The organism is Pseudonocardia yunnanensis (assembly GCF_039534065.1).
Classification (GTDB): domain Bacteria; phylum Actinomycetota; class Actinomycetes; order Mycobacteriales; family Pseudonocardiaceae; genus Pseudonocardia; species Pseudonocardia yunnanensis.
Window position 1 is genome coordinate 36,380 of sequence record NZ_BAAAUS010000001.1, and the last position, 22,323, is coordinate 58,702.

Consider the following 22,323-nt stretch of genomic DNA (forward strand, 5'->3'; position numbering starts at 1 on the left):
GCCCTCAACCCAGTTGCCGTATCAGCCTAGTCCAGGTAGAACTCAGCAAATTCGCGCGGAACTTGGAAATGTGTAGCGAGCACACCCTTCCGATAGACCGCGACGAGCGGAGGTGGCGCGTCTGGATCGAGTTGGCCCCTGGCGATCAGCTGCGCCGCAATTCGCCGTGGCGGCTTAGTAAAACCCCGGAGGGTTCGGTCAGGCGAGAAGCCAGCGATCTGGTACACCAAATCCCGCGAGATCCTCCCGCCGCGACGGGCGGCCTCGACAATGACCTCGGCTTGTGGCCGCCTCTCATCACGAAGCCGCTTCAGAAGTAGCTCCATGGCTTCATGCGTCCAGATATCGATCGGCAGATCGACGTAGTCAATATCATCTCTATATAGGTAGCCCGGGTCGAACGCACTCGCCTGTCGGGACTCACGAGTCACCTCGTCGAGCGGCTCAAAAAGCAAGGGAGTTCCGCCGGCCCCGTCCATGATTGTGATCGTCCGAGTCCCTGCATGTCGCGATCTATCACCGGCCTCGTAGGAAAGAACGGCTCGCTCGACGGACGGCGTGGTGCTGAAACGAACAATCTCCTGGTCGCTGGTGACCAGCGCCCACTCCGCGTCCGCTGATGTCCGGCTAGTGGACGTCAGGCGCGCCGGTCTCGGCAACCGCGGCCCCTCGAATTCTGCCTGCGCACTCACCACCGACTCGCTGCTGTCATCACTCTGTACGCCTTCCCGATGCACCACGATCAGAAACGGAGTGTTCGTAACGGCGAAGTAGAGTGACCCGTCAACAGCCTCAACCAAGTCTGCGGCGACCTGCGCAAGGCCAGAGAGTGGAAGTAGATCGCCGTCCTGCATTGACGACGCTGAAGCTCGACTATAGGCCGCTTCGAAGCCTTCGCTATATCGTGAGCCAGTTCCGGAGTCATCTGACAGCGGCCAGGTCCCAAGAGCTCGGCGGAATGCTTCTCGCATTTGGTTAACCGGAAACTTCCGCAAACCGCTATTAAAGGCCATCTCGCGGAGGACCTCGGCCGTCTCGAACGCCGTCCTCAGAATCCTCCGACGTGCAGGTGCACTGAGATCGACAAGTGAGATTTGCTGAGTGAAGGCGAATTGCTCTGCATCGGCCGTGAAACCGCTCGCAGAAAAGAGGGAGTATCGGTAGTGGAAGCGACGGAAGTAGCCGGGCGCAGCGCCTCTTGCCGCCGCCGCTGAATAGTGCTCGTTTACGTCATTGATCACACCTACCGCGTTTCGAACGTCGGATATCCCGACTGGCGCATCGCGATACTTCGCCTCCACGAACAATCTAACGGGGAGGCTGAATGGGATTTCCCATTCTAGTTCACCGAGGACATCCACCTGGTGATCGGCCCCTCGACCTCGCACCCGAAGACCGTTAGATGCCTGCGCTAGAGCCAGCGGATCCTGCGAGGAGTCCACCAGCAACAAGAAGCCTGTGTGCCTTAGTTCTCCCGCGAGCAACTCCTCTAGGACGTAGCCGCGTAAAGCCGAAGGTGAGATCACAGGACAATGATCTCATCCTTCGTCCGCATGCGCGACCATCGGTGCCCTCGGGTCTGCCCCATGGAGGGAGCTGATGTGCTGCGCCTATGCCTCTCTGCGCGGTGAACATGATTCTGCGGACGCATCCGACGCCTAAGACGACTGCCGTCAGGAGCGTCCCACTGTTGTCGCGGGAACAGCGGCGGCAGTGACCTTCGTGCCTTACATCGCCGGTCGAATTCAGGCCGGTCGACAACTGCCTGGACGGTCTGCCAGCGAACCCCCTCGTCAGCTCGGGCAGGCGCCGGGAGAGTTCGTCGAGGACCGCGGCGAGCCCGAACGCAACTTCCTGCCGCGCAGGCCGGCGTACTGCGACTGAATGGCGTGGTGCCGCGGGAACTTGGCGGCCTCGTCGATCAGCGCCTGGTCGGCCCTGATGGTTCCCAGCGGCGGCGCTCTTGCTCGTAGGTCATGCGTGTTCACCTCGATGCCTGGCCGTGCGGGTCGAGCTCCAGGGGAAGTCGAGCCGGTACAGCCTGCCGCGGCCCGCGGCTTGATCGCCATCGCCGCGGCGAGTGAGACCCCACACGGATATAGGAACGGCTCGAAGCGACCTTCCCAGCTCTTCGCGTCCGCCAGGCGTCCGAACCGGGCCAACCGGTGGCGGAGGAACCTCCTGCCGCCCCGGCCGCCCTCCTCCTGCGTGGCGCAGCTCGGACGAGCCAGGCCGGTGCTACCAGTTGGGGCCGAACTGGTTGGCCCACCCGGCTGGCTGAAGTCCGGCCTTCCGGGCAGTGCGGGCATTCAACCTATCCAGCCCGAGCCTGGACGAACACGATCGGATAGGGAGGTTGACTCAGGCCTCGGTTTCGTCGATGGCTGCGGTGAGGTCCGTCCAGGTGTCTGACAGAATCTTGTTAACGACGGTGCTGATATGGGCGGCCGTGTTCTGAGCCTTGCCTTCGACGATGAGCTTCTTCCTACCGTCTGTCCCGTCTTTGATCTCGCGGGTCTTTTTATTGCCGTTCCGGTCCAGTTTGTACCCTGTCAGAGCGATCCAGTGCTTGCGGTAGCGAAGCCAGTCGATGGCTTGAATTCGGTGTACGAGTTCGTCGTAGCCGATTGCAGGGTCATGAGCCTCGTTCTCGGCCGCCTTCTCCAAGAACAGAGCTTCTGACTCGTCCGCCGTTCGATGCTCATCGCCGGAATCAGGCCCTATGGCTGCTGCCAATGGTCCAATGACGTCCCTACGACAGTCGTGGTAGGCGATCGCGAGGGCCTTCAGTGCAAATGCCCAGCCGTGTACATAAATCAGCCTGTAGGGTTCATTGGCTTTGAGGGTTGGGTCTACCCATTTGTCGCCGAACTGATCGTCCAGCAGTTCAAGGAACTCCCGGCAGAATGGCAGGAAATGCTTGATGTGGTACTGCTTGATCTGTTCTTCTTTTCTCGCGCCGCGCGAGATTACATTTAGTAGTATCTGGTCCATAGTTGAGAGATCTGCGATGTTCTTGGTTGCGGTCTCGCTCGCCCCGCCCGTTCGGCCGTCAGCGAGACGATCTTGGAAGACGGTTCCGTCTATGGCTTCGCGGCGAAGGCGGGCCATAGCAGAGGAACTGTCCAAGGTAGCTACGAGATTCTTGTTCTTCTTTGAGCCGCGGCCATTGCGGTCAGCGAAGCTCTGTGCAGCCCGTTCTGCAGTGACGTTCAATTCGATTTCCAGAGTTGTGCCGAACGTCTCAAGGGCGCCAGACTTGATGGCGAGGCCGGTTTGGGCGGCCTGGAAGAGGGCGGCGGTCTGAGTTTGCCCGTCCGACTGCATCACCGGCTTCTTTGGCAGATAGAGGATTCCATAAAGCGCCATGGGGTTGGTCTCATCCAGGGCGACGAAGATCGTTTCTGGGAAGACCGCTGCCGACTGCCAGCCGCTTATGGTCGGGAGGTACGCGACACGGTCGTCGCGAATCGCTTCGACGTTGTACTGTTTGAAGTTGGCCAGGTTCTCCTTCTTGGCGCCTTTGAAGTCTTGCTGGGTCTGTTCGTGGGCTTTGAGCATGCCCTGCGCCTCCCAGTCCTCTGTCGGAGGGGCTGAAGGATCGTATCTGACAATTTCGATGAACTGCCGCAACGTCGGATGAAGCGTCGCCGTGACTCGATACCTCGGCTTCGCACCCTTGAGCGCCAGAACAACCCCTTGAATCAAGTGGCGCTTGCCCAGGTCATGCTGGAACTCGTATTGATTCTGGATAATTGCGGTCTGCGCTTTTGGGTCGGTCTGGTATCTCACGATCCTGAGCCCGCCGAATTCTTCATTTTCCGGGATGGTCGAGTCGGGGATCAGATTAATCTGCGGGAACGTCGGGAGGGGGGACATCAAGACTCCTTAATGTGTCGTGGCAGTAGGTCGCTAAGGTGAGGAATCGTAGGTATAGATGCGTGGGAATTGATTTGGGGTACACGGCCAGCAAGTCGAAATTTGGCGGGCAGTTCGACGAGTTCGATGCCCAAGTTGAGGACTTCGACGGCCGTTCGTACCTCGGACTGGAAATCGAAAGCGGCCAGAACTCCCCGAAACGTCCGCTCGAATCCCTCTCTTTGTCTCGCCACGGCGAGGTAAGTGAGGGCCTGGCCCAGTCCGGCGTAGCTCGCGGTGATCTTGAACTCCCAGATCCGGATGACCCCATCGCTACTCAGCGTCCGCATGTCGGCGCGAACGCGGGACCCCGCGTAGGTGTGTTCCGTCTTGATCAACATCTCGCCGGGGCGGAACTCCGGGAGCCGGCGGGCGTAGAGGTCGCGGATACGGCACTCATGCGCGAACCCCTCTTCGGGAGCGATGGGTAGCTCACCCAGGTCTTTACTCACATCTTGAAGATAGCATGCCTCGTCTTGGTGTTAGTGCGGCCCCTCCGAGAGAGGATCCCGCCGCTGCTGGACTCGGATGAGTGACGTCTCGCCCCACGTATCCCGACGCGCGCGCACGTGGTTCGGGGGTCTGACCTGGCGTCTCGTACCGAGGCGTCGGTGGCTGTCCAGGCCCACGACGGCGAGGCGGAGCACCGGGTGGGTCGCCTGACCGCGTGCGGCGCTGTGCATAACGGCCGGCAGGCAGTACGGCTAGCGCTCATGGCCCAGGCGACCTTCTTGCAGGCCGAGCCATCCGCCAGACCGAGCACACGCGCGGCCCGACAAGATCACCGCTGGAGTCGAGGGACATGGGTAACAAGTCCGCCGCGGTGACAGCGGCTGTGCACTTCCATCCGGGCCAACTGGTCGCCAGCGTTCAGACCTTCGAGCATCGTGCGGTGGACCTCCCCTTCGTCGCCGTGTCTCGCGGTGCTTGAGGATCGATCCGTTGTTGCCGTTCAGCTTCTGGTCACCGCGCTGTCCCGCGCCGACATAGTGAAACAGGCCGTCGTCACCCCATCCGTCGTAGTACCCGTGCTGGTGTCCGGTCTCCGGGTCGGTGAAGAAGAACAGGACGGTGTCGGAGCCGTTCGAGGGCGCGATACCGCCCTGGTTCGAGCCCCCATACCTCGTCGACCACTACTTCACCGACGCGCACGAGACCGAGGACAACGCTGCGCTACGCCAGGTCGTCGTGTTCCGCCTGCGACCCAAGAACAAGGTCACTGTCGACCTGCCGCACCTGCCGTTCACACCCGAACCTCGCCCGATCGTCGACGTCTTAGCCGTTGAGGAGCAGCACACCGAACGGGCCTACATCAGCCCCGATCGAGAGCCCTACGAGGCGGAACGACGCGAGGCCACCCTGGTCGGCCGCTACCGCGACTACCTGCAGTCCCAGGGCCACCAGGTCAGCCGCCTGCGCGTCCTTCCACCTGGCGAGTCGAGGCCTCTCTACAGCGACCTCTGGGACGAGACCACAGGAGAGCTCGTCGAGGCGAAAGGCACCGTCACCCGTGACCACCTCCGGCAGGCCGTTGGTCAACTGCTCGACTACGGCCGATTCGCCGACGCCAAGACTCACGCCATCCGAGGTCGAACTCCCCGACGTAGGTGACGATGCCGCGCGAGCCCCGAAGCCCTCGAGCGTGCGGCCCATCTCGTTGCCCTCCAGGCCGCGCGCTGATCTCCTCGCCTATCTCGCCGCCGCCGGACTCTCCGTCATTTACCCCAACGGAGACGACTGGGGAAGGGTAAACCCCGACTGCCCAGGAGGCAGACCTGCCAGATAAGCACGGGGAGGTCGAGTTCGTCGTGTTCGTCGGCGTTGATTTGTTAGGTCGCCGCCGGTCTGCCTGCCTCCCGGCACTGACCGGAGGCCCGTACTGAGCGCCCAGGCACCGCCGTGGGCAACATCAACCCGTCGCCGCCCGAGGGGCCGGGATCGCGTAGTCGGCCCACTCCCGGCCGGGGGTCGTCATCGACGCCCCACCGGGCGCGCAACTGCGACCCGCCCTGCACGGGATCGACCACTGCGCCGGCACCGGGGTGTGCGCGGCGTGGCCGGCCTCGTGCCGGGTGTTGAGGTCCGTACTCACGGCACGCGCCACCCGGCCCGTCGGCCCGCCGCGGCCAGGCGGGACGGGGCGCGGGGTGTCCGTTCAGCGGCGCGAGGCAGTCAGCGAGTTCCGCCGGTTGGGTCGTCCTGTCCATCAAGCGGTTACGGTGTGTAGCGGTCGGTAGGCGTGCGGGGTCGAGGGAGGACTTCACCGCTGCGTGGACGGTCAACGGGCATGCCTAACAGCGACGCGTGCTCTGCTGCGGCGCCTGCCTTAACCCCGAATCCCGGGCCGGCCGCGCGGGTTGAGCCTCCGCAAAGTAGGCGTCAGGGGCCTCAAGTTCACGCCCCCGACCAGCGTGATCGCCGAGTTGATGACCAGCCTGCCGCGGCGGTGGACTTGACAACCTTCTCGGCTGGCTCGTCGTCGACCGCAGCCTCTGGAATCGACGCGGCCGCTAGTAGCGCTCGTCGTCAAGAAGATCGAACCGCAGGTCGACAATCAGCCTTCGAAGCCCGCCGTCGTCAAGAAAGCTGCGCAGATCCGCCCATGAGGGGTAGTCCCGGCATATAACGGCGACATACGGTGCGGTGAAATCCCAGAATTCTGGATCTTCATCTCCATCGAAATAGGCAAGGCCCTGCTCCTTCAGCTGACCCACCAACCCGCGGAGCTCGAATGGTGTCACGTGCGCAACGTCCTCGAGTTCTGCGGCGTGCACACCGATGAAGCCCCCCGCAAGCCGACCCCGCTTTACGGCGATATAGAGCAGCTCGCGGGCGGGGAGACTCAGCGTGCGAAGGACGTCAGCAAACTCCTGCAACGCCTGAAGGCTGCGGTCAAGCTCGCCTCTATCGGACGGGCCTCCCCACCCCATGTGAAGGTGGAAACCCCGGAGGGACGTTGCTGGCGTGATGACGCTGCTGTCAGTCCAGTCCTGAACGCTCCGAACCAGAGCAGCGACCCCTGCCATGAACCGTGCCTCGTGGTCCCGCTTGATGGCGTGCATGCGAGCTACGTCAAAGAGGCTCTCGTCGTCCGTCACCACGTGATGTTCGTGACACAGCAGCAGCAGATTGGCCGCCGCTCGCCGCGCCTCGTTGTCCATCTCCGAGTTGAACCTCTCGCCGCCCGGCAGCGCGCCTTCGATGTGGCACACCTCCGCGATGAAGGCGCCATCCTCGTTGATCACGGCGTGCTCGCAGCCGGGGAACGCACATCGGTTGCCGGACAGGAGGAACAGCTCGCGCAGGGTCACCGGCCTGGGCTTCAGCCTCTTCGGTGTCTCGTTGATCGCCATCACCGGCATCTAACCGTGAGTGGTCCCGGTACGCGACGAGGGAACCAGCCCGCTTTAAGGGCACGTGATCTATGTCCCAGCCACCTCAACGCTGCAGACGTCGACCCATCGAGCGAACACGCTCAGGGCTGCCAGTTGCTCGAGAGCCTCTTGCTGCGTCAACGGGTAGTCGTGCTGATGGGCGACGGGGTTGCGGATAGCGATGAAGCAGCCGGCGCCGAAGCGGCCCGCCCCGTTCTGTAATGCCTTCCACGTGTCGGTATTCCTGTCGCCCGGGAAGCGGAGCCTTGGCCTACCAGGCTTTGCATCTTCGGCGCTGAACGCCTCCTGACAAAGTCCAGCCTCGCTCGCGTCGAGCCGACCGAGCTTCTGCTGGATCCGGGAGTTGACCGACTGAGCCGCGTGCAAGACGGCGACCTGCGGACTCCCCGCTTCCCACATGGGCCTAGCGGCCTCCCAAACCCATGGGTGGAGCTGGTCTGCAAGCAATTCAGGGCTGTCTGGACGCATCCGCCGCTTGGCCTCAGTTGCAACGGTGTGGAGCCCGAGTGCTCGCTGCGCAGCCCACCTAGCTTGGTCCCACCAGAGAGATGCCGACGTCCACTGGTCTTCAGGATCGCCTCGGCCGTAATTCCGGAGCTCAGGATCGACCGCATCCATCATGACCTCGACGGCGGGTTCCAGCCGTCGGATCTCCCCATCGACCTCGTCCACCTGGCTCGACAGCTGGGCGTAGACGCGTTCGTTGCCACCGCCGGTGACACGGATCTGCTCATGGAGCTCCCTGTATTTGTCGATCTTTGCAATGAAAAGCTCCAGTTGCTCAACGGCCCACGCCTGATCCACGCCGACAACCTACGGAGGCCGAACCTCGGCCAGTCGGCTGCCTACCGCCGTGTCAGCGCGCGACCGTTCACGAGTTCTGTCCGCTAGCGAGCGCGTGATAGCCCTCCGGCAGGTCGGGACCGCAATCGTTCGCGCACCCCCGGCGGTGCTCAACGGGCGTTGCGGTTGCTCGGCGACGACGAACGGGTCGGTAGCCAGTCAGTGAGTCGCTCAGCCGCCCACGGGCTGCGTGCATCGGAAGCCCCAGCCACGACAGGAGATCATCGACGACTCCCCTGCCAGCTGCGACGATCGATGCCATCCTTGCCAGGCGGCCCGCGCCGTGATGGCCCTCCGGAGGTCGGCAGGACGGCGCGGGCACCATCCTGTTGATCTGCCCGCCCAGCGAGGGGCTACCTATCAGCCCCCGGTCATTCATGAGAGCCCGAGTTGATCTTCGTGCCCTGCGAGCCGCTACTCTCGATCCGCAAGTCCGACCGAATCTGGAACTGGTGACGATGCGCGCTATCTCTCGCGTGGGGATTGGGGACGTATCCCTACGGCTACGTTCATGATGCGAAAGGGACCCTAAGAAGATCACTGGGCACGCCTGGGGCGCCAAGAACATTCTGTCGGATTCTTTTCGCATCATGATCATCGAGCCGAACCAGCGTCCGAAATGCAGCTAAGCAGGAACCCACCTCTGACTTTCCCAACGCGGGAGCAGCTTGCATTTAATGGCGCAGGGCCGGCTCAGCATAGATGAGGGCAAGCTCCACATAACTAGCCACCGACGCAGGAGGTGCGTTAACCAGGAGAGGAGGTTGCGGCGGAAGTGTCACATAGTCGTCACCCATATGCATGTCAATTTGCCACCCCTTATCGTACAAGAAGAGGCAGAGTGTTGCGTAGTTGTCATCGTCCCTACTGATATCGAGCCACGTTGTTGCGTCGATTTCATATATAGCCCAGGCGCTATCCGATTCCTCATCGGCGGTATTAGCATCGATACTGACAATATTGTCCCCTATTGGCCGCCATGCATTAAGAAGAGCTACGACGACCTCAATCTTGCCCAGCAGTTCCGCGTAGGTGTACATCGACCGAGTCTATGGCGACGCAGGCCGATGCGGACGACAGGGTGGCAGCGACGACGACCAGACTCTCGTAGATTCGGCGGGCTAGTGGCCGCCCAGTTGGAGCACAGCGCGTTACGGGTCCAGACAGCGATGACACGGCTTCACCGGAGGCTCGTCGGCGCTCACACTTGCGGGTGCAGAAGTCTGCCTATTAGCACGACCAATCGCTACGAGCGCGAGGAGTCGGGTCGGCAGGATAGAACTCTACGCAGCCAGTCTGACCAAGGAGCACGGACACAGATGGGCAAGCTCGTCCGCGACAAGATCCCCGGCATCATCCGCGCTGGTGGCCGGGAGCCTGACCTGCGCAGGCTCGACGAGCAGGAGTACGTGCGTGAGTTGCACGCCAAGCTCCTCGAAGAAGCCACCGAGCTAGCCAACGCGTCGAACAGCCAGGTCGTCGAAGAACTCGCCGACGTGCTGGAGGTCCTTCGTGCGATCGCGCGAATTAACGGGGTCAGCATGGGGGAAGTTGACGACGTGACCAAGCAGAAGCGCGCCGAACGGGGCGCGTTCGATCAGCGCTGGTACCTCAACTCTTGGTAACAGCAGCGGAGATTCGCGTCGGTCGGAGACCGCACGCACTCGGCGTACGGCTCACCGCTGCGGAGCGCCAGGAAGGACCGGTCGACGAGCACTTCGCCCTCGCTTCAGCGACTCCCGCTCGACGGCAGTGGCCGGGCGGAACGCGTCGCCGAAGAAACAATCAGCCCCGTCAGGGGCTACAGATGATCATGCGGTTCTCCCCGAGGCACCTCGTGGTGCCTCACGACGGCCACCACCTCACCGAGTGCTCCGTACTCGCGGCGAACTGCTCGGTACGGTGCCGCAATGCGCGACTTCGAGGACTTGGCTGATCGCCTGCGGGCTTTCGCGGCCGAGCGGGAGTGGGAGACGTTCCACTCCCCCAAGAACCTCGCCATGGCACTGGCTGGCGAGGTCGGTGAACTCGCCGCGGAGCTTCAGTGGCTGTCGGAGGCTGATGCGCAACCACACCGGTTCGACGACAGCCTCCGCCAACGGCTGGCCGACGAAGTCGCGGACGTGCTGATCTACCTCGTCCGGTTCGCCGACGTGTGTCGGATTGACCTTTTTACCGAGGCCTATGCGAAGATCGGCCGAAACGAGTCGAGGTACCCGGTCGAGCTGTCGCGCGGCAACGCCGTCAAGTACACGAGCCTGCCGGGGCACGACCGCCATCTCGGGGATGATCCCCCGACGGGTGATTGGGAGCGGTAGCCGACGTGGCTCAGGTGGTCATTCAACCGTCATACGGTAGTACGGATGCGCGCAAGCATTGGGACCGCACGCTCAAGGCGAAGATCACTTTCAGCGATGGTGAGTTGCAAGAGGCGTTGACCGATGAGCAGCTCACCGCCCTGATGGCGATGCACCCGGAAGGCGTCGCACGGTTTTGGGGAGCAACGCCCAACCATGACAAGCGGATGAGCACGCTTCGGCCCGGCGACGTTATCCCTTCATCGGGCAGCAGATCGTCAGGGGTGTCGGCGAGGTTGGGCACAGCTTCCGCAATGCCCCGTTAGCCAACGCGCTGTGGAATCCACACCCCACCAACGGAAGCTTCCACAACGTCTACAGTCTGTTGACCTTCCAGCCCGTGCACATCCCGTACGAGGAGATCTGGGCCCTGCCAAGCTTCAACCCCGGTGACATGTTCATGGGGCTGCGTTTCCTCGACGAAAGCAAGGGCGAGGAAATCCTCGCCGGCCTGGCGATCGACACCTTTGTGGCCGGGCGGCTCGCGAACGAGCAGGAGCAGATGGTCGAATCCGCCCTCGCCGGCGGCACGGTCATCCCTGCCGAGGCGTTAAACGCGACCCACACGTCCTACGACAAGACTGGCGGGACGGTCCTCGTCCACCGGGCCGAGGCGCTGCTCGTCAAGGAGTACATCGAGTCGCTCAACCTCGACGCTGGGAAGCGGTTCAAGACGCCCGAAGGAGGCATCGCCGACCTCTACATCGAAGGACAGGAAGGCATCGAGATCGTCGAAGCCAAGCGGGGCGCCGACCGGCAGTTCGTGCGCCAGACGCTTAGCCAACTACTGGACTACGCCCCGCACAGCCCGAAACCTGCCGATCTCCTTACTGCGCTGTTCCCATCGCAGCCCGCCAGCAGCAGCATCGAGTTACTGCACCGCTACGGGATCGACTGCGTCTACCGCACCGGGCCTGGCGTGTTCACGCGGCTTGCGGCACCCGACGATATCCGCTTCTACCTTCAGCAGCGTTGGTCCGCCGTGACCTGAGTAGCCAGGCGTCCATTGTCGCGATGGGAGCTCCAGGCCGAAGCGTGCGGGACGAGCAACGCGAGTCCAGGCAAACCGGCTTACAGCATGGACTCCCCGGACAAACCACGAGCCAATCGTCGGCGGTGAAGGGTCTAGCGTTCCGGGACCATGGCTCCCGGCTGGTAGCGCGACCGTCTCCGCCCATCCATCACTTCGTCGGCTCGCTTTGGGCCCCGAACTGCTGGCGTTGACCGAGACAGCGCGGCCTGTAGAGGCCCGCGAGTTGGGTCGACGCGCTCGGCGTCGAGTGGTGGATGCCAACTGGGCTTACCAACCAGCGGCGCAACAGTGAAGCTCCCGGCACGAGGTTGCGTACCTGCTCAACATCTCGCGCGGCATCGCCTACCAACACGTCCGCGACGGGGTGATCCCGGCCGAGCGCGTCGGCCGGCGCTGGCTGATACCGCGCAAACGGTTCCACGCCTGGCTCGACGGGCAGGCGGCTGCGTGATGGCAGGCGGGATCCGCAAGACCCCCGCGGGCAACTGGCGCGCGTACTGGCGTGAGCCGAGCGGGCGCCAGACATCCAAGACCTTCAGCACCAAGCGCGAGGCGACGGTGTTCCTCGCACAGATCTCGGCGGCCGCCAGCACCGGGGGCTATGTGTCCCCACATGCGGGCCGGGTGCTGTTCGGCGACCATGCCCAGCAATGGATGGAATCGTGGAACAACGAGAAGACGACTCACGCCCGTGATGGGTCGATCATGCGCACGCACGTGCTCCCCCCACTGGGGAACGTGGCAACTGGCCAAGATCGACCACCTCTCAGTACAGACGTGGATCACGGAGCTGAGCAGGCGTCTATCCCCGGCCACAGTCGCCGAGCGCCGACGCCTGACCAGCGCCGTGCTCCGGTCCGCGGTACGCAACCGGCTGATCGCCTTCAACCCTTGCGAGGACATCAAGGTGCAGAAGCGTCGGCGCCGCGACACCGACGAGCAGGTCATCGACCGCACCGCGTTCCGACAACGGCTGCTGCCCGCCGTTCCAGAGCGGCACCGCGGCATCGTCGGCGTAGCCGGCGGGTGCGGGCTGCGGTGGGGCGAAGCGGCGGGGCTCTGCATCGATGCGCTCGATCTCGACCGCCGGACGCTCCGCGTGATCCGAACAGTGATCGAGGTCGCAGGACACACCTCGTTCAAGCCCTATCCCAAGTCGACCGCCGGACGCCGCACGGTTCCCCTGCCGGGCTGGCTCGTCACGATCCTGCGGGGTCACCTCGACCAGTATCCGCTTGGCGAGGGTGACCTGATCTTTGCCAACGAGGTCGGTGGAGCACTGCGCCGCACCCTGTTCCGCTCGCGCGTTTGGCGGCCATCGCTCGTCCGCGCCGGCCTTCTCGGCTCGGTGATCCAGGACGGCGACGCCTACCTCAGCCGCTGGGTCGACGCCACCGGACAGCGGCACCGAGAGCGCTTCGGCACCGAGCCGGCGGCCGTGAAACACGTCGTGCACGAACACGACGGCGGGCTGCGATTCCACGACCTCCGGCACTCATACGCCACGTGGCTCGTCGACGATGGAGTGCCGCCCAACATGGTGCAACGGGTGATGGGACACGAGCGCTCGTCGACGACCCTCGACCTCTACACCCGCCGCACAGCGGACTCGACGCGGATCCTGCAGGCGCTCGACGACGAGGACCCGGACGACGGGACTGCCGGTGCGCTAGTGCCCGCGTGATGCCTTTCACGCCAATACAACGGCGAACGGCCTGGCCGAAAGCTCTAAAAGAGCCTCTGACCAGGCCGTTCGGCGGTGGGCGATACTGGGATCGAACCAGTGACCTCTTCGGTGTGAACGAAGCGCTCTCCCCCTGAGCTAATCGCCCCTGCCGTCGAAGACCCTACATCACCCGAACAACGGGCTCTGCAACCAGGTCCACCGATCGAGCCCCACCCAACCCGCCACCAGGTAGAGGGCGTTGAGCAGGTAGAGGGTGGCCAGCACGACCAGGCCCGTGGCCAGGAGGACAGCGATTCGGACGATGAGGGACTGTCGTCCGAGCCAGTCCGTCCAGGCGTCGTACTTGCCGCGGGCGTAGTGCAGCACCCGCTTCGCCCACATGAACTCGGTGGCGAGGATCGCGAGGCCGCCGAACACGATGAGCCAGCCAGGCCCGGGGTACGGGATGGCGACGATGCCCGCGATGAGCACGAGGCCGCCGAGGATCGCCACACCGATGCGGTAGGTGCGTCGCAGGGTTGGCTTCTCCTCGAGCCGGGCCCGGAAGCCGGGGCGCGGCTCGTCCTCCTCGGCGCTGCTCAGGTTCTCCACCCGCCCTCTGCAATCCGACGTCGACCGGTGAGGCCGTCCGATCCAGGCCCAGGATCCTACTGTGCGCAGCTCACCAGGGCGTCCGGACGGCCTCACCGCCGAAGCGGAGGACGGCAACCGGGTGGATCGACTCCAGGCGCCCCGAGCACGGCTGTCCCAAAAGCGCAGGTCAGGCGTTTGTCGGTTGGCCCAAACGGGTGAGGTTTGCCGATCTACACATGTGACTTGGGTTCTCCACCCGTCACATCTTCGCGGCGCCGTCGTTTTTCCTGATGACGAACCACGCGGGACCATGAAAGAGGACGCAGGATGCGCGACGAGCCCACGGTCATCTGCTCACCGGCGGTGTTCGAACTGATCGCCCCGGACGCCCCTGTGGTGCCCGTCAACGTCGATCTGACGTACAGCAGCCGGGACCCCTACGCGGTGCAGGCGTCGTTCCGGACCGGCAACGGTACGGCCGTTGACTGGGTATTCGCCAGGGATCTGCTGCACGACGGCCTGATCGGCCCGGCGGGCACCGGTGACGTCAGGGTGCAGCCCATGCCACTCGAGCCCCACAAGGTGCAGCTGGAGCTGTCATCGCCGTCCGGGCACGCGGTCTTCACCACGTGTGCGCAGACGCTCGGCGACTTCCTCCACCGCACCTACGTCGCCGTGCCGGCCGACACCGAGTACTCGTGGCTCGACTTCGACGTGGCGTTGTCGGACCTGCTGAACGACCCTGCGCGCGACTAAACCGCAGGTCGGAGGTCCTCGGCGCAGAACGTGGGGGGTGGTTTGAAGCCCCTCTAGCGGCTGCGCTAAGGTTCTCCCATCAACGCAGCGGACACGCTGCACATGCGGACGTAGCGCAGCTGGTAGCGCATCACCTTGCCAAGGTGAGGGTCGCGGGTTCGAATCCCGTCGTCCGCTCGGAGGAACCTCGGGTCCCGTCAGACCTCCACGGATCGAACTCCACGGAAGCTCCGCGGATTTCGGCGGAGTGGCCGAGTGGCTTAGGCAAGGGCCTGCAAAGCCCTGTACGCGGGTTCGATTCCCGCCTCCGCCTCGGGCGATTAGCTCAGTGGGAGAGCGCTTCCTTGACACGGAAGAGGTCACTGGTTCAATCCCAGTATCGCCCACCAATCCCATGAAGGCCCCCCGACCAGCACGGTCGGGGGGCCTTCATCATGTCCGAGGTCGCTCGACCCCAGCGCCGTGGGCCCGAAAAGGCACCAGAAAGGCACCACCCGCGTCACCGGGGAACTAGAAACAATCGCGGCGCCATCGTCGGGGTCCTCGTCATCGAGCTCGCGCAGGACTCGCGACGGATCATCGGTCCGCGGGGTGTGGAGATCCAGTGATACCCGAGGCGATGTGCAAGTCGACCGCGTTCAGTGCCGCCGCCTCGACCTTGACGAGCACGAGGTTGCCGGTGGCCGGCGATGGGTCGGCCTAGTCGATCACGCGCGGTGTGGTGCCGAGCGTGTCGATCACTGCGGCCTTCATGGTTGCTGCTGCTCCTTCGTAGCGGACGGGCGGCACCGAGCGTCGTTTGTCCATATTTCGCTGCCAAACGCGACGGTCGCGAGGTCTGTGAGCTCGGCGGCGACAGCGGCCGGGTTGGTCGTGTACGGGAGGTGGCCGCTTTCGATGACCACGAGCCTCGATCCGGGGATCAGGTCCCTGGCCGTCTCGGCGGCGCGGAACGGAAGGACGGGGTCATGTCGCCCCCAGACCAGCACGGCCGGGGCGGTGATCCTCCCGGCCTCGGCCCGGAGGTCGTGCTCGGGGAGGCTGAAGCTGTGCCAGATCTCGGTAACCGCCGTCACCCCCGGCGTGGTGCGCGTGATCGCGATGGCGCTGGCCCGCGCCCGGTGGTCGGCCGTGGTGCGCGGGCGCATGTATGCCTGGGAGAACAGGGGATAGATCAGGCGGACGAACCAGGGCCGGCTCATCAGCGCGCAGAACACGCGGCCAGCGAGCGTGGAGCCCTCGAAGCCGCCGCCGTCGATGATCATCAGGCCCCTGACCAGGTCCGGTCGTCTGATCGCTAGCCGGGCGGCGACGTTGCCGCCGACCGAGTTGCCGACCAAGACGGCGCCGTCGGGTGTGAGCGATTCCAGAAGTTCCTCGACGATCTGGGCCAGCCGCAGTTCGGTGGACGGCGCCGTACCGGCCGGGGACCGACCGTGACCCGGCCAGTCGACGCCGATGCTGCGGAACCCGTCGGGGAGCAGCTTGCGGATCTCGTCGTAATCGCGGAGGTCATGGCCACCGCTGGGCAGCAGGACGATTGGGTCGCCGGTGCCGTGAGAGTCGTACGCGACCGTGCCTGCGGATGTCGACAGTGTGGGCATGGGCTCAGCCTAGCTCGGTGACCGACCGGTCGGTCAGCGAGTTCTGTTCCCCGGTATCTGCAGGCATATGCTCCGGGCGATGACAGGGGGAACCAGGGCGTCCAGCGCGCTGCAGACACGCGAGGCGCTGCTCGACGCCGGCGCGGCACTGGCGGAGGAGCACGGCCTAGCCGGTGTCAGCGTGAACATGGTGGTCGCCCGCGCAGGGGTCGCCAAGGGGACCTTCTACGTCCACTTCAAGGACCGCGCGGCGTTTGTCGATGCCATGCACGCACGCTTCCACGCCCGGGTCGAGGCCGCTGTCGGCGAGGCGATCGCGGGACTGCCGCCCGGCGCCGAGCGACTCTTCCGCGGTTCCGAGGCATACCTCGACCTCTCGCTCGCGAACAGGGGCGTGAAGGCACTGTCGCTCGATGCCCGCTCGGACCCGGCTGTGCAGGGCTCGATGGAGGCGCGGCGCGAGCGCCTCGCGGCAGCGGGCGTGGCCGACCTGGAGGCCATGGGCTGGGACGACGCCGAAGAGGCGGCGCAGTTGCTGGGAGCGATGACCCGGGAGATCTCGGTACTGGAATTCGATGCCGGCCATCGGCTGCCGGCATCACGTCGCGTGCTGAAGCGGTTCCTCGGGATCTGAACAACCCCTTGGCCCGTGTCCCCGGCCGCTTCGCGTTCGCCGGTGCGCAGTGCTTTGCCAGGTAGACCCGAGACGCACAGGTCAGCCGACGGCGCAGTCCACCGGCCGGGATCGGTCGCCGCCGCTCTGCTGCGCGAGATAGAACTGCAACCGGCCGTCGTTCTCGGCCGCCACACGGCAGGCGATCGGCCAGCCGCGCACGGCGTACACGGGAGTGCCGGGAGGAAGGAAGCCGGTGTCGCCGTTCTGCGCCGGCGGCGTCATCCGGCCCGTGCGGTCGTTCAGTTCACGGAAGGAGCAGCGCGACCTCATGACCACCTCCCCGAGGTCGGAGCGCTCGACCACGTCGCGACTGCTCAGGTACGTGGTGGTGCCGATGACGATGAAGTCCACGTAGTCGACCATCGCCATGTCGGTTCCCGTCGTCGGCACCGCCGGGCAGCCGTCGGTGACCATGGGAGCAGCGGGCGACGGCGGCGGAGCAGGCTCGGGACGTGCGGCGGGCGGACTCGCCGAGCACGCCGCGGCGGCGAGCAACGCAAGCACCATGGGCGCGCGGACACGCGGTCGTGGAGCGCGGCGCCGATCAGGGGCTCGCACCGATCGGGTGTTCACGGCACGGGCGCCGGCGTGCGGGCCTCGAGCTCGGCGAGCTCGTCGGCGCTGAGGGTGAGGTCGGCGGCGGCGACGTTCTCCTCCAGATGCGCGAGCCGGACGGTGCCGGGAATCGGCACCACCGGAATCCCCCAGACCTCCGCTCGTTGCTGCACCCAGGCCAGAGCGATCTGTCCGGGCTTCGCCCCGTGGCGTTGCGCCACCTGCCGGAGCAGATCGAGAAGGGGTACGGCGTCGGCGGGAGGCGGCCCGGCGTCGGCGGATCCGGTGAGCAGGCCCGCACCCTGCGGGCAGTAGGGCACGACACCGACACCGAGCTCGACGCACACCGCCACCACCGCTTCGACGCGACGGCTCCACAACGACCACTCGGACTGGAGCGCGGCGATCGGATGGATCGTCTGGGCAGCGCGCAGCTCGTGACCCGTGACCTCGCAGAGCCCGAGGTGGCGGACCTTGCCTGCCGCGACCAGCTCCGCCATCGCCCCGACGGTGTCCTCGATCGGGACGGCGGGATCGCGGTGGTGCAGGTAGTAGAGGTCGATGACGTCGACGCCGAGCCGGCGCAGGCTCGCCTCGCAGGCCGCGCGCACGTGGTCGGGGTCGCCACGGAAGTACATCTCGCCGTCGGGGCGGCGGAGGGCGCCGAACTTGGTGCCCAGGACGACCTCGTCCCGTCTGGACCGCACAACCCGTCGACGAGCTCCTCGTTGCGCCCGTCGCTGTAGAGGTCGGCGGTGTCGAGGAATGTCACGCCGAGGTCCAGCGCCCGGTTGAGGACGGCCGGGGCATCGCGCTCGCGGGAGGGCACCATCCGCATGCAGCCGAGCCCCTGAACCGGGACCGTCAGCCCAGGAGCCAGCACCGTTGTTCGCACGACGCCATCGTGCCCGTTCTGCCCGACAAAAAGGACATGCAGTCCTCCGACCCTCAGTTGAGCGGCGCGGCGACCGCCCTCCGGTGCAGGGCGAGCAGCCGGGCCGGGAGCCCCGCCGGATCCAGGTGGCCGGTCCGCAACCAGGTGACCAGCGCGTCGACGTCGGCGCCTGTCCGGAGCGGGCCGATGCGGAGGGCAAGGCCGGTCGGCCGCCGATCCGGATCGCAGGCCTGCACGAGCACCACCGGCGCCCTCGGCCGCACCCCACACGCAGTCTCACCGAACAGGCATCCGGTGGTGACGAGCACGCCGTACCGGCTCGCCCGCACCACGCCGCGCAGCGCGTCGATCAGCTTGCCCGCGACCGTGCCCTCGTCACCGGCCCCACACGCCGGCGCCGTGCACAGCACCACGGTGAACCCCGCCCCGGACGCGCTCCGCATCCCGCACCCCCTCGGAAACAAAATGACAATCGTTGTCGTTACGGTGACTGTAGCAATCAGCGACGACCGAGGGAGATCACGATGCGCCCCGACATCCACCCCGCCTACGGACCCGTCGTCTACCAGGACAGGGCCACGGGTGAGGCCTTCCTCACCCGCTCCACCGAGACGTCCGGGGAGACGATCGAGTGGACGGACGGCAATACGTATCCGCTGGTCCGCATGGACATCACGGCCTACTCGCACCCGTTCTGGACGGGCGCGGCGCGCGTGCTCGACTCGGCGGGCGCGGTCGAGAAGTTCCGCCGCCGCTACGGCGAGCGCGGACGGCGATGACGTCTATGGGGTTCGCGCCCGACAGCCGGGCACGAACCCGTCAGGGCGTCGGCAGGACCTGGCGCGGGAGCAGGTCGGCGACCGCAGTGCCGTTGCGTTCGTCGCGGGCCTTCCACTCGCGCGGGTAGCCGAGCGACGCCTCAACGAAGCGCACCCCGTCCTCCCAGGTGACCCGCGGGATGTGCAAGTGCCCGTAGACGACGGTGGTCGCGCGGTATCGGACGTGCCAGTCGGCCGTGCGTTCCGAGCCGCACCAGAGTGCGAACTCCGGGTAGCGCAGCACGCGGGTCGGGAGCCGGGTGAGTGGCCAGTGGTTGACGAGCACCGTCGGGATGTCCGGGTCGCACTCCGCGAGCCGGCGCTCCGACTCGTCGATCCGCGCGGCGGACCACGCGGCCCGGCTCGGAAACGGGTCGGCGTGCAGCAGATGCTCGTCGGTGCAGACCACACCCGCCGCGTACGCGGCCTCCAGCCCCTCCTCCGAGGTCGTAGTGCCCTCCGGGAGGAACGAGTAGTCGTAGAGCGTGAACAGCGGAGCGACGGTGGCGGGACCGCCCGCCCCGTCCCAGATCGGGAACGGGTCCTCAGGCGTGAGCACATCGAGGGCGCGGCACCTCTCGACGAGCAACCGATAGCGGTCATCGCCGCGCAGCCGCACCGGGTCCTTGCTCTTGGTCCACAGCTCGTGGTTGCCCGGCACCCAGATCACCGTGGCGAACCGCTCCCGGAGCAGGCCCAGGGCCCACTCGACGTCTCCGACCTGCTCGGCGACGTCACCCGCGACGATGAGCCAGTCTCCGTCGGAGGTCGGCTGCAAGCTCTCGACGATGTCGCGGTTGTCCGGGTAGTGGACGTGCAGGTCGCTGACGGCGAGCAGCCGGGGGATCGTCACAGACTCAGTCGTACCGGACGCGAGGCACCTCCGCGCGCCGCCCCTCGCTGATCACACCGGCACAGCTCTGTCGGCCCGCGCGGTAACGTCGGACGAAAGCGACGGGGGGTCGAAAATGTCCGTGATCGCGGGCGCACGTCAGACGGTTCGATGGGGGCTTCGACACGCGCTGATCCGGCGCACGCTCGAGCGGAGGATGCGCGAGGGCGACGTGAGCGCGCGGCTCATGTTCGACGCCGAGGTGGTCGCCGACCCGTTCCCGTTCTACGACGTCCTGCGCGAGCAGGGGCGGCTGGTCGACAACGGCATCGTCCTCAACACCGCGCACCATGATCTCGCCACGGCCGTGCTGCGCAGCCCCGACTTCGGAGTGGTCGGCGGCCCGAGCGGCCGCGCCCCTGTCGCGTTGCGGATCGCAGAGCGCATGGCAGGCTCCGGACCGGTCGGGCCGGTGGAACCGCCGTCGATGCTCGCGGTCGACCCGCCCGACCACACCCGCTACCGCAAGCTCGTCACCAGGGCGTTCAGCGCCCGTGCGGTGGCCGCCCTGCGCAGCCGCACGGAGGAGGTGGCGGCCGAACTGCTCGACCAGATGGCAGCGAAGGGACGCACCGCCGACCTCGTCGACGATTATGCGAGCCTGCTCCCGGCCACCGTGATCGCCGAGATGCTCGGCGCGCCCGTCGAGATGCGTCGGCAGTTCCTGGAGTGGGGCGCGGGCGGCGCTTCGTCGCTCGACGCGGGGCTCTCCTACCGCGACTTCCGGCTCTCCGAGCGCCACCTCGACGCCCTGCAGAACTGGATGCTGGGCCACTTCGAGCACATCCGCCGCCACCCCGGCGACAACATCTTCTCCGCGCTCGTGCACGCCCACAGCGAGGAGGGGAGGCTCACCGAGACGGAGCTCACCAGCATCGCGGGGCTGCTGCTCGCCGCGGGGTTCGAGACCACGGTCAACCTCATCGGCAACGGCGCGGCGGCGCTCACCGCCCATCCCGACCAGCTCGACCTGCTCCGGGCCGAACCCGAGCGCTGGGCCGATGCCGTCGAGGAGATCCTGCGCTACGACTCCCCCGTGCAGCGCACCGCCCGGATCGCCGGGGCCGACGTCGAGATCGCCGGCGAGCAGGTTCAGGCCGGTCGGATCATCGTGATGATGGTCGGCGGCGCCAACCGCGACCCAGCGGTCTTCACCGATCCCCACCGCTTCGACGTCACCCGGGAGAACGCGGACGCGCATCTCGCCTTCTCCAGCGGCATCCACTACTGCCTCGGCGCTGCGCTCGCGAAGATGGAGGGCGAGGTGGGCCTGCGCGCGCTGTTCGACCGCTTCCCCGACCTCGCACTCGACGGTCCGCCGCGCCGCCGCCCCACTCGCGTGTTGCGCGGTTTCGATGCGATGCCCGTGCGGCTGACCGCCGCCACCGTCGACGCCTGACCTACCCGCCGCCGAACCATCCCGGTGCGTCGAGTCGGAACGGGGTGGTTCCGGTCATCGTGCGCAGGTCGGCCTCGAGTGCGGTCAGCCGCTCCGAGCCGAGCGTCTGCGCCCACTCGGCGCGCAGCTCGTCGAAGATCCGGGCGGAGCGCGCGAGGCTGTCGACCCCACGGTCGGTGAGCTGCAGCAACTTGCGGCGTGCGTCGTCCGGGTCGGTGGCGCGCCGCAGGTAGCCGAGCCGTTCCAGCGCGTCGACGTGCTTGGCGGCGGCCTGTTTCGTCACGCCCAGGCGACGACCGAGCTCGACGGCGGTGGTGCCGTCCCGGCCCACCGCCTGCAGGACGAAGCCGTGCACCGGCCGGACGTCGGGATGGCCCTGGTGGGCGAGCTCGGCATGCAGCCGGTCGATCAGCACGCGGAACCCGAGCAGCAGGCGCAGCGGCAGCTCGAAGCCGGGTGGATCACTTGACACGTTCGACAACCAGGTTCACTATTTCGACAACCACGTTGTCTACCTTAGGAGTTCGACCTCATGCCTGTCATCCGGCACGCCGACAGCCGCCGCACCACCACCCCGAACGCCGTGATGACCACGCACGCCTCGCCCACGCAGGGCGGAAGCACGCTCGCCGTCTGGCGCGTCGAGATGGCGGCAGGCGCGGCAGGCCCGCAGCACTCGTTCGACACCGAGCAGGTGTGGACCGCGGTGGACGGCGGCGCCACCGTCGAGCTGGACGGCGAGGCGCTCAGCATCCGGCCCGGCGACACCGTGGTGATGCCGGTCGGGGCGCAACGCCGGGTGGTCGCCGACGCAACAGCCGGGTTCGCCGCGGTCGTGGCCGCTCCGGCCGGTACCCGCGCGTCGGTACCCGGCGGCGGCGAGCCGGTGCTGCCCGCATGGATCGCCTGAGCCGCGGTGATA

27 protein-coding genes, 4 tRNA genes and 2 pseudogenes are annotated in these 22,323 nt (G+C 66.1%); 16 read left to right on the top strand and 17 right to left on the bottom strand.

The window, feature by feature from the left end:
- Positions 1–26: 26 nt before the first annotated feature.
- The 4 genes from ABD743_RS00155 to ABD743_RS44690 all read right to left on the bottom strand — a co-directional run bounded on the left by ABD743_RS00155 (position 27) and on the right by ABD743_RS44690 (position 5,015).
- On the bottom strand, positions 27–1,526 hold the full coding sequence (locus ABD743_RS00155) for a hypothetical protein (RefSeq protein ID WP_344717482.1): 1,500 nt from the start codon (positions 1,524–1,526) through the stop codon (positions 27–29).
- 835 nt (positions 1,527–2,361) lie between these two features.
- On the bottom strand, positions 2,362–3,879 hold the full coding sequence (locus tag ABD743_RS00160; protein WP_344717484.1) for a ParB N-terminal domain-containing protein: 1,518 nt from the start codon (positions 3,877–3,879) through the stop codon (positions 2,362–2,364).
- Entirely contained in the window at positions 3,879–4,370 is a 492-nt protein-coding gene (locus ABD743_RS00165) for a hypothetical protein (protein WP_344717486.1), read from the bottom strand. Before ABD743_RS00165 ends, ABD743_RS00160 begins: the two co-directional genes overlap by 1 nt.
- 252 nt (positions 4,371–4,622) lie before the next feature.
- The gene (locus ABD743_RS44690; protein WP_465270081.1) at positions 4,623–5,015 is read right to left on the bottom strand and encodes an SRA domain-containing endonuclease; all 393 of its coding nucleotides are present in this window, start codon (positions 5,013–5,015) and stop codon (positions 4,623–4,625) included.
- Between ABD743_RS44690 and ABD743_RS00170 the strand changes: the two genes are divergently transcribed.
- Positions 4,972–5,529, top strand: coding sequence for a hypothetical protein (locus ABD743_RS00170; RefSeq protein ID WP_344717488.1), 558 nt, complete (start codon positions 4,972–4,974; stop codon positions 5,527–5,529). The two genes, ABD743_RS44690 and ABD743_RS00170, sit on opposite strands and share 44 nt — an antisense overlap.
- A 298-nt stretch (positions 5,530–5,827) precedes the next feature.
- On the opposite strand, the gene ABD743_RS00175 is transcribed toward ABD743_RS00170, so the two are convergent.
- The 4 genes from ABD743_RS00175 to ABD743_RS00190 all read right to left on the bottom strand — a co-directional run bounded on the left by ABD743_RS00175 (position 5,828) and on the right by ABD743_RS00190 (position 9,196).
- Positions 5,828–6,010, bottom strand: a complete 183-nt coding sequence (locus ABD743_RS00175; protein ID WP_344717490.1) for a hypothetical protein — start codon at positions 6,008–6,010, stop codon at positions 5,828–5,830.
- 418 nt (positions 6,011–6,428) lie between these two features.
- A complete protein-coding gene (locus ABD743_RS00180) occupies positions 6,429–7,271 on the bottom strand; it encodes a hypothetical protein (RefSeq protein WP_344717492.1) in 843 nt (280 codons plus the stop codon).
- A gap of 69 nt (positions 7,272–7,340) precedes the next feature.
- Positions 7,341–8,117: a TIGR02391 family protein gene (locus tag ABD743_RS00185; protein WP_344717494.1), complete on the bottom strand. Its 777-nt coding sequence runs from the start codon at positions 8,115–8,117 to the stop codon at positions 7,341–7,343.
- A 713-nt stretch (positions 8,118–8,830) separates the two neighbouring features.
- Positions 8,831–9,196 (bottom strand): hypothetical protein, encoded by a 366-nt coding sequence (locus ABD743_RS00190; RefSeq protein ID WP_344717496.1) that lies wholly within the window; start codon positions 9,194–9,196, stop codon positions 8,831–8,833.
- Positions 9,197–9,475: 279 nt separating this feature from the next.
- Between ABD743_RS00190 and ABD743_RS00195 the strand changes: the two genes are divergently transcribed.
- The 7 genes and pseudogenes from ABD743_RS00195 (at position 9,476) to ABD743_RS00220 (ending at position 13,230) form a co-directional block, all read left to right on the top strand.
- On the top strand, positions 9,476–9,781 hold the full coding sequence (locus ABD743_RS00195; protein WP_344717498.1) for a nucleoside triphosphate pyrophosphohydrolase: 306 nt from the start codon (positions 9,476–9,478) through the stop codon (positions 9,779–9,781).
- Positions 9,782–10,066: 285 nt separating this feature from the next.
- Positions 10,067–10,474, top strand: a complete 408-nt coding sequence (locus ABD743_RS00200) for a nucleotide pyrophosphohydrolase (RefSeq protein ID WP_344717499.1) — start codon at positions 10,067–10,069, stop codon at positions 10,472–10,474.
- 5 nt (positions 10,475–10,479) lie between these two features.
- Positions 10,480–10,779: a hypothetical protein gene (locus ABD743_RS00205; protein ID WP_344717502.1), complete on the top strand. Its 300-nt coding sequence runs from the start codon at positions 10,480–10,482 to the stop codon at positions 10,777–10,779.
- 59 nt (positions 10,780–10,838) lie between these two features.
- Positions 10,839–11,504: a hypothetical protein gene (locus tag ABD743_RS00210; protein ID WP_344717504.1), complete on the top strand. Its 666-nt coding sequence runs from the start codon at positions 10,839–10,841 to the stop codon at positions 11,502–11,504.
- A 358-nt stretch (positions 11,505–11,862) separates the two neighbouring features.
- Complete coding sequence (locus ABD743_RS00215; RefSeq protein ID WP_344718745.1) at positions 11,863–11,997, top strand: helix-turn-helix domain-containing protein; 135 nt, start codon at positions 11,863–11,865, stop codon at positions 11,995–11,997.
- A pseudogene (locus ABD743_RS44695) lies at positions 11,997–12,116 on the top strand (hypothetical protein); the annotation flags it as partial. The gene ABD743_RS00215 and the pseudogene ABD743_RS44695, both read left to right, overlap by 1 nt.
- A 124-nt stretch (positions 12,117–12,240) precedes the next feature.
- Entirely contained in the window at positions 12,241–13,230 is a 990-nt protein-coding gene (locus tag ABD743_RS00220) for a tyrosine-type recombinase/integrase (protein WP_344718747.1), read from the top strand.
- Between the two features lie 76 nt (positions 13,231–13,306).
- Here the strand turns inward: ABD743_RS00220 and ABD743_RS00225 are convergent.
- Together ABD743_RS00225 and ABD743_RS00230 are read right to left on the bottom strand one after the other, a co-directional pair.
- Positions 13,307–13,378 (bottom strand) — tRNA-Val (locus tag ABD743_RS00225).
- 20 nt (positions 13,379–13,398) lie between these two features.
- Positions 13,399–13,824: a TIGR02611 family protein gene (locus ABD743_RS00230; protein WP_344717506.1), complete on the bottom strand. Its 426-nt coding sequence runs from the start codon at positions 13,822–13,824 to the stop codon at positions 13,399–13,401.
- 309 nt (positions 13,825–14,133) lie between these two features.
- Here ABD743_RS00230 and ABD743_RS00235 point away from each other — a divergent pair, with 309 nt between their 5' ends.
- The 4 genes from ABD743_RS00235 (at position 14,134) to ABD743_RS00250 (ending at position 14,951) form a co-directional block, all read left to right on the top strand.
- Positions 14,134–14,562 (top strand): SsgA family sporulation/cell division regulator, encoded by a 429-nt coding sequence (locus tag ABD743_RS00235; RefSeq protein ID WP_241042071.1) that lies wholly within the window; start codon positions 14,134–14,136, stop codon positions 14,560–14,562.
- Between the two features lie 104 nt (positions 14,563–14,666).
- A tRNA-Gly gene (locus tag ABD743_RS00240) sits at positions 14,667–14,739 on the top strand.
- Between the two features lie 64 nt (positions 14,740–14,803).
- Positions 14,804–14,875 (top strand) — tRNA-Cys (locus ABD743_RS00245).
- A 1-nt stretch (position 14,876) separates the two neighbouring features.
- Positions 14,877–14,951, top strand: a tRNA-Val gene (locus ABD743_RS00250).
- A 360-nt stretch (positions 14,952–15,311) separates the two neighbouring features.
- Here the strand turns inward: ABD743_RS00250 and ABD743_RS00255 are convergent.
- Complete coding sequence (locus ABD743_RS00255) at positions 15,312–16,166, bottom strand: alpha/beta fold hydrolase (RefSeq protein WP_344717508.1); 855 nt, start codon at positions 16,164–16,166, stop codon at positions 15,312–15,314.
- Between the two features lie 79 nt (positions 16,167–16,245).
- On the opposite strand from ABD743_RS00255, the gene ABD743_RS00260 reads away from it, so the two are divergent.
- Positions 16,246–16,800 (top strand): TetR/AcrR family transcriptional regulator, encoded by a 555-nt coding sequence (locus ABD743_RS00260; protein WP_344717510.1) that lies wholly within the window; start codon positions 16,246–16,248, stop codon positions 16,798–16,800.
- Between the two features lie 81 nt (positions 16,801–16,881).
- On the opposite strand, the gene ABD743_RS00265 is transcribed toward ABD743_RS00260, so the two are convergent.
- From ABD743_RS00265 to ABD743_RS00280, 4 genes and pseudogenes are all read right to left on the bottom strand, one after another.
- Entirely contained in the window at positions 16,882–17,349 is a 468-nt protein-coding gene (locus ABD743_RS00265) for a molybdopterin-binding domain-containing protein (RefSeq protein WP_344717512.1), read from the bottom strand.
- A gap of 62 nt (positions 17,350–17,411) precedes the next feature.
- On the bottom strand, positions 17,412–18,104 hold the full coding sequence (locus ABD743_RS00270) for an aldo/keto reductase (RefSeq protein ID WP_344717514.1): 693 nt from the start codon (positions 18,102–18,104) through the stop codon (positions 17,412–17,414).
- A 68-nt stretch (positions 18,105–18,172) separates the two neighbouring features.
- Positions 18,173–18,235 (bottom strand): annotated as a pseudogene (locus tag ABD743_RS00275) (hypothetical protein); the annotation flags it as partial.
- Between the two features lie 110 nt (positions 18,236–18,345).
- Positions 18,346–18,735 carry a hypothetical protein gene (locus tag ABD743_RS00280; RefSeq protein WP_344717517.1) on the bottom strand — a complete coding sequence of 130 codons (390 nt, stop codon included), beginning with the start codon at positions 18,733–18,735 and terminating at the stop codon, positions 18,346–18,348.
- Between the two features lie 81 nt (positions 18,736–18,816).
- On the opposite strand from ABD743_RS00280, the gene ABD743_RS00285 reads away from it, so the two are divergent.
- Positions 18,817–19,071, top strand: coding sequence for a type B 50S ribosomal protein L31 (locus ABD743_RS00285; RefSeq protein WP_344717519.1), 255 nt, complete (start codon positions 18,817–18,819; stop codon positions 19,069–19,071).
- Positions 19,072–19,111: 40 nt separating this feature from the next.
- Here ABD743_RS00285 and ABD743_RS00290 read toward each other — a convergent pair whose 3' ends face one another.
- Entirely contained in the window at positions 19,112–19,963 is an 852-nt protein-coding gene (locus ABD743_RS00290; RefSeq protein ID WP_344717521.1) for a metallophosphoesterase family protein, read from the bottom strand.
- Positions 19,964–20,174: 211 nt separating this feature from the next.
- Here ABD743_RS00290 and ABD743_RS00295 point away from each other — a divergent pair, with 211 nt between their 5' ends.
- On the top strand, positions 20,175–21,401 hold the full coding sequence (locus ABD743_RS00295; protein WP_344717523.1) for a cytochrome P450: 1,227 nt from the start codon (positions 20,175–20,177) through the stop codon (positions 21,399–21,401).
- Between the two features lies 1 nt (position 21,402).
- Here the strand turns inward: ABD743_RS00295 and ABD743_RS00300 are convergent, their stop codons facing one another.
- Positions 21,403–21,873 carry a MarR family winged helix-turn-helix transcriptional regulator gene (locus tag ABD743_RS00300; protein WP_344717525.1) on the bottom strand — a complete coding sequence of 157 codons (471 nt, stop codon included), beginning with the start codon at positions 21,871–21,873 and terminating at the stop codon, positions 21,403–21,405.
- Between the two features lie 60 nt (positions 21,874–21,933).
- Here ABD743_RS00300 and ABD743_RS00305 point away from each other — a divergent pair, with 60 nt between their 5' ends.
- Positions 21,934–22,311, top strand: coding sequence for a cupin domain-containing protein (locus ABD743_RS00305; protein WP_344717527.1), 378 nt, complete (start codon positions 21,934–21,936; stop codon positions 22,309–22,311).
- Positions 22,312–22,323 lie beyond the last annotated feature (12 nt).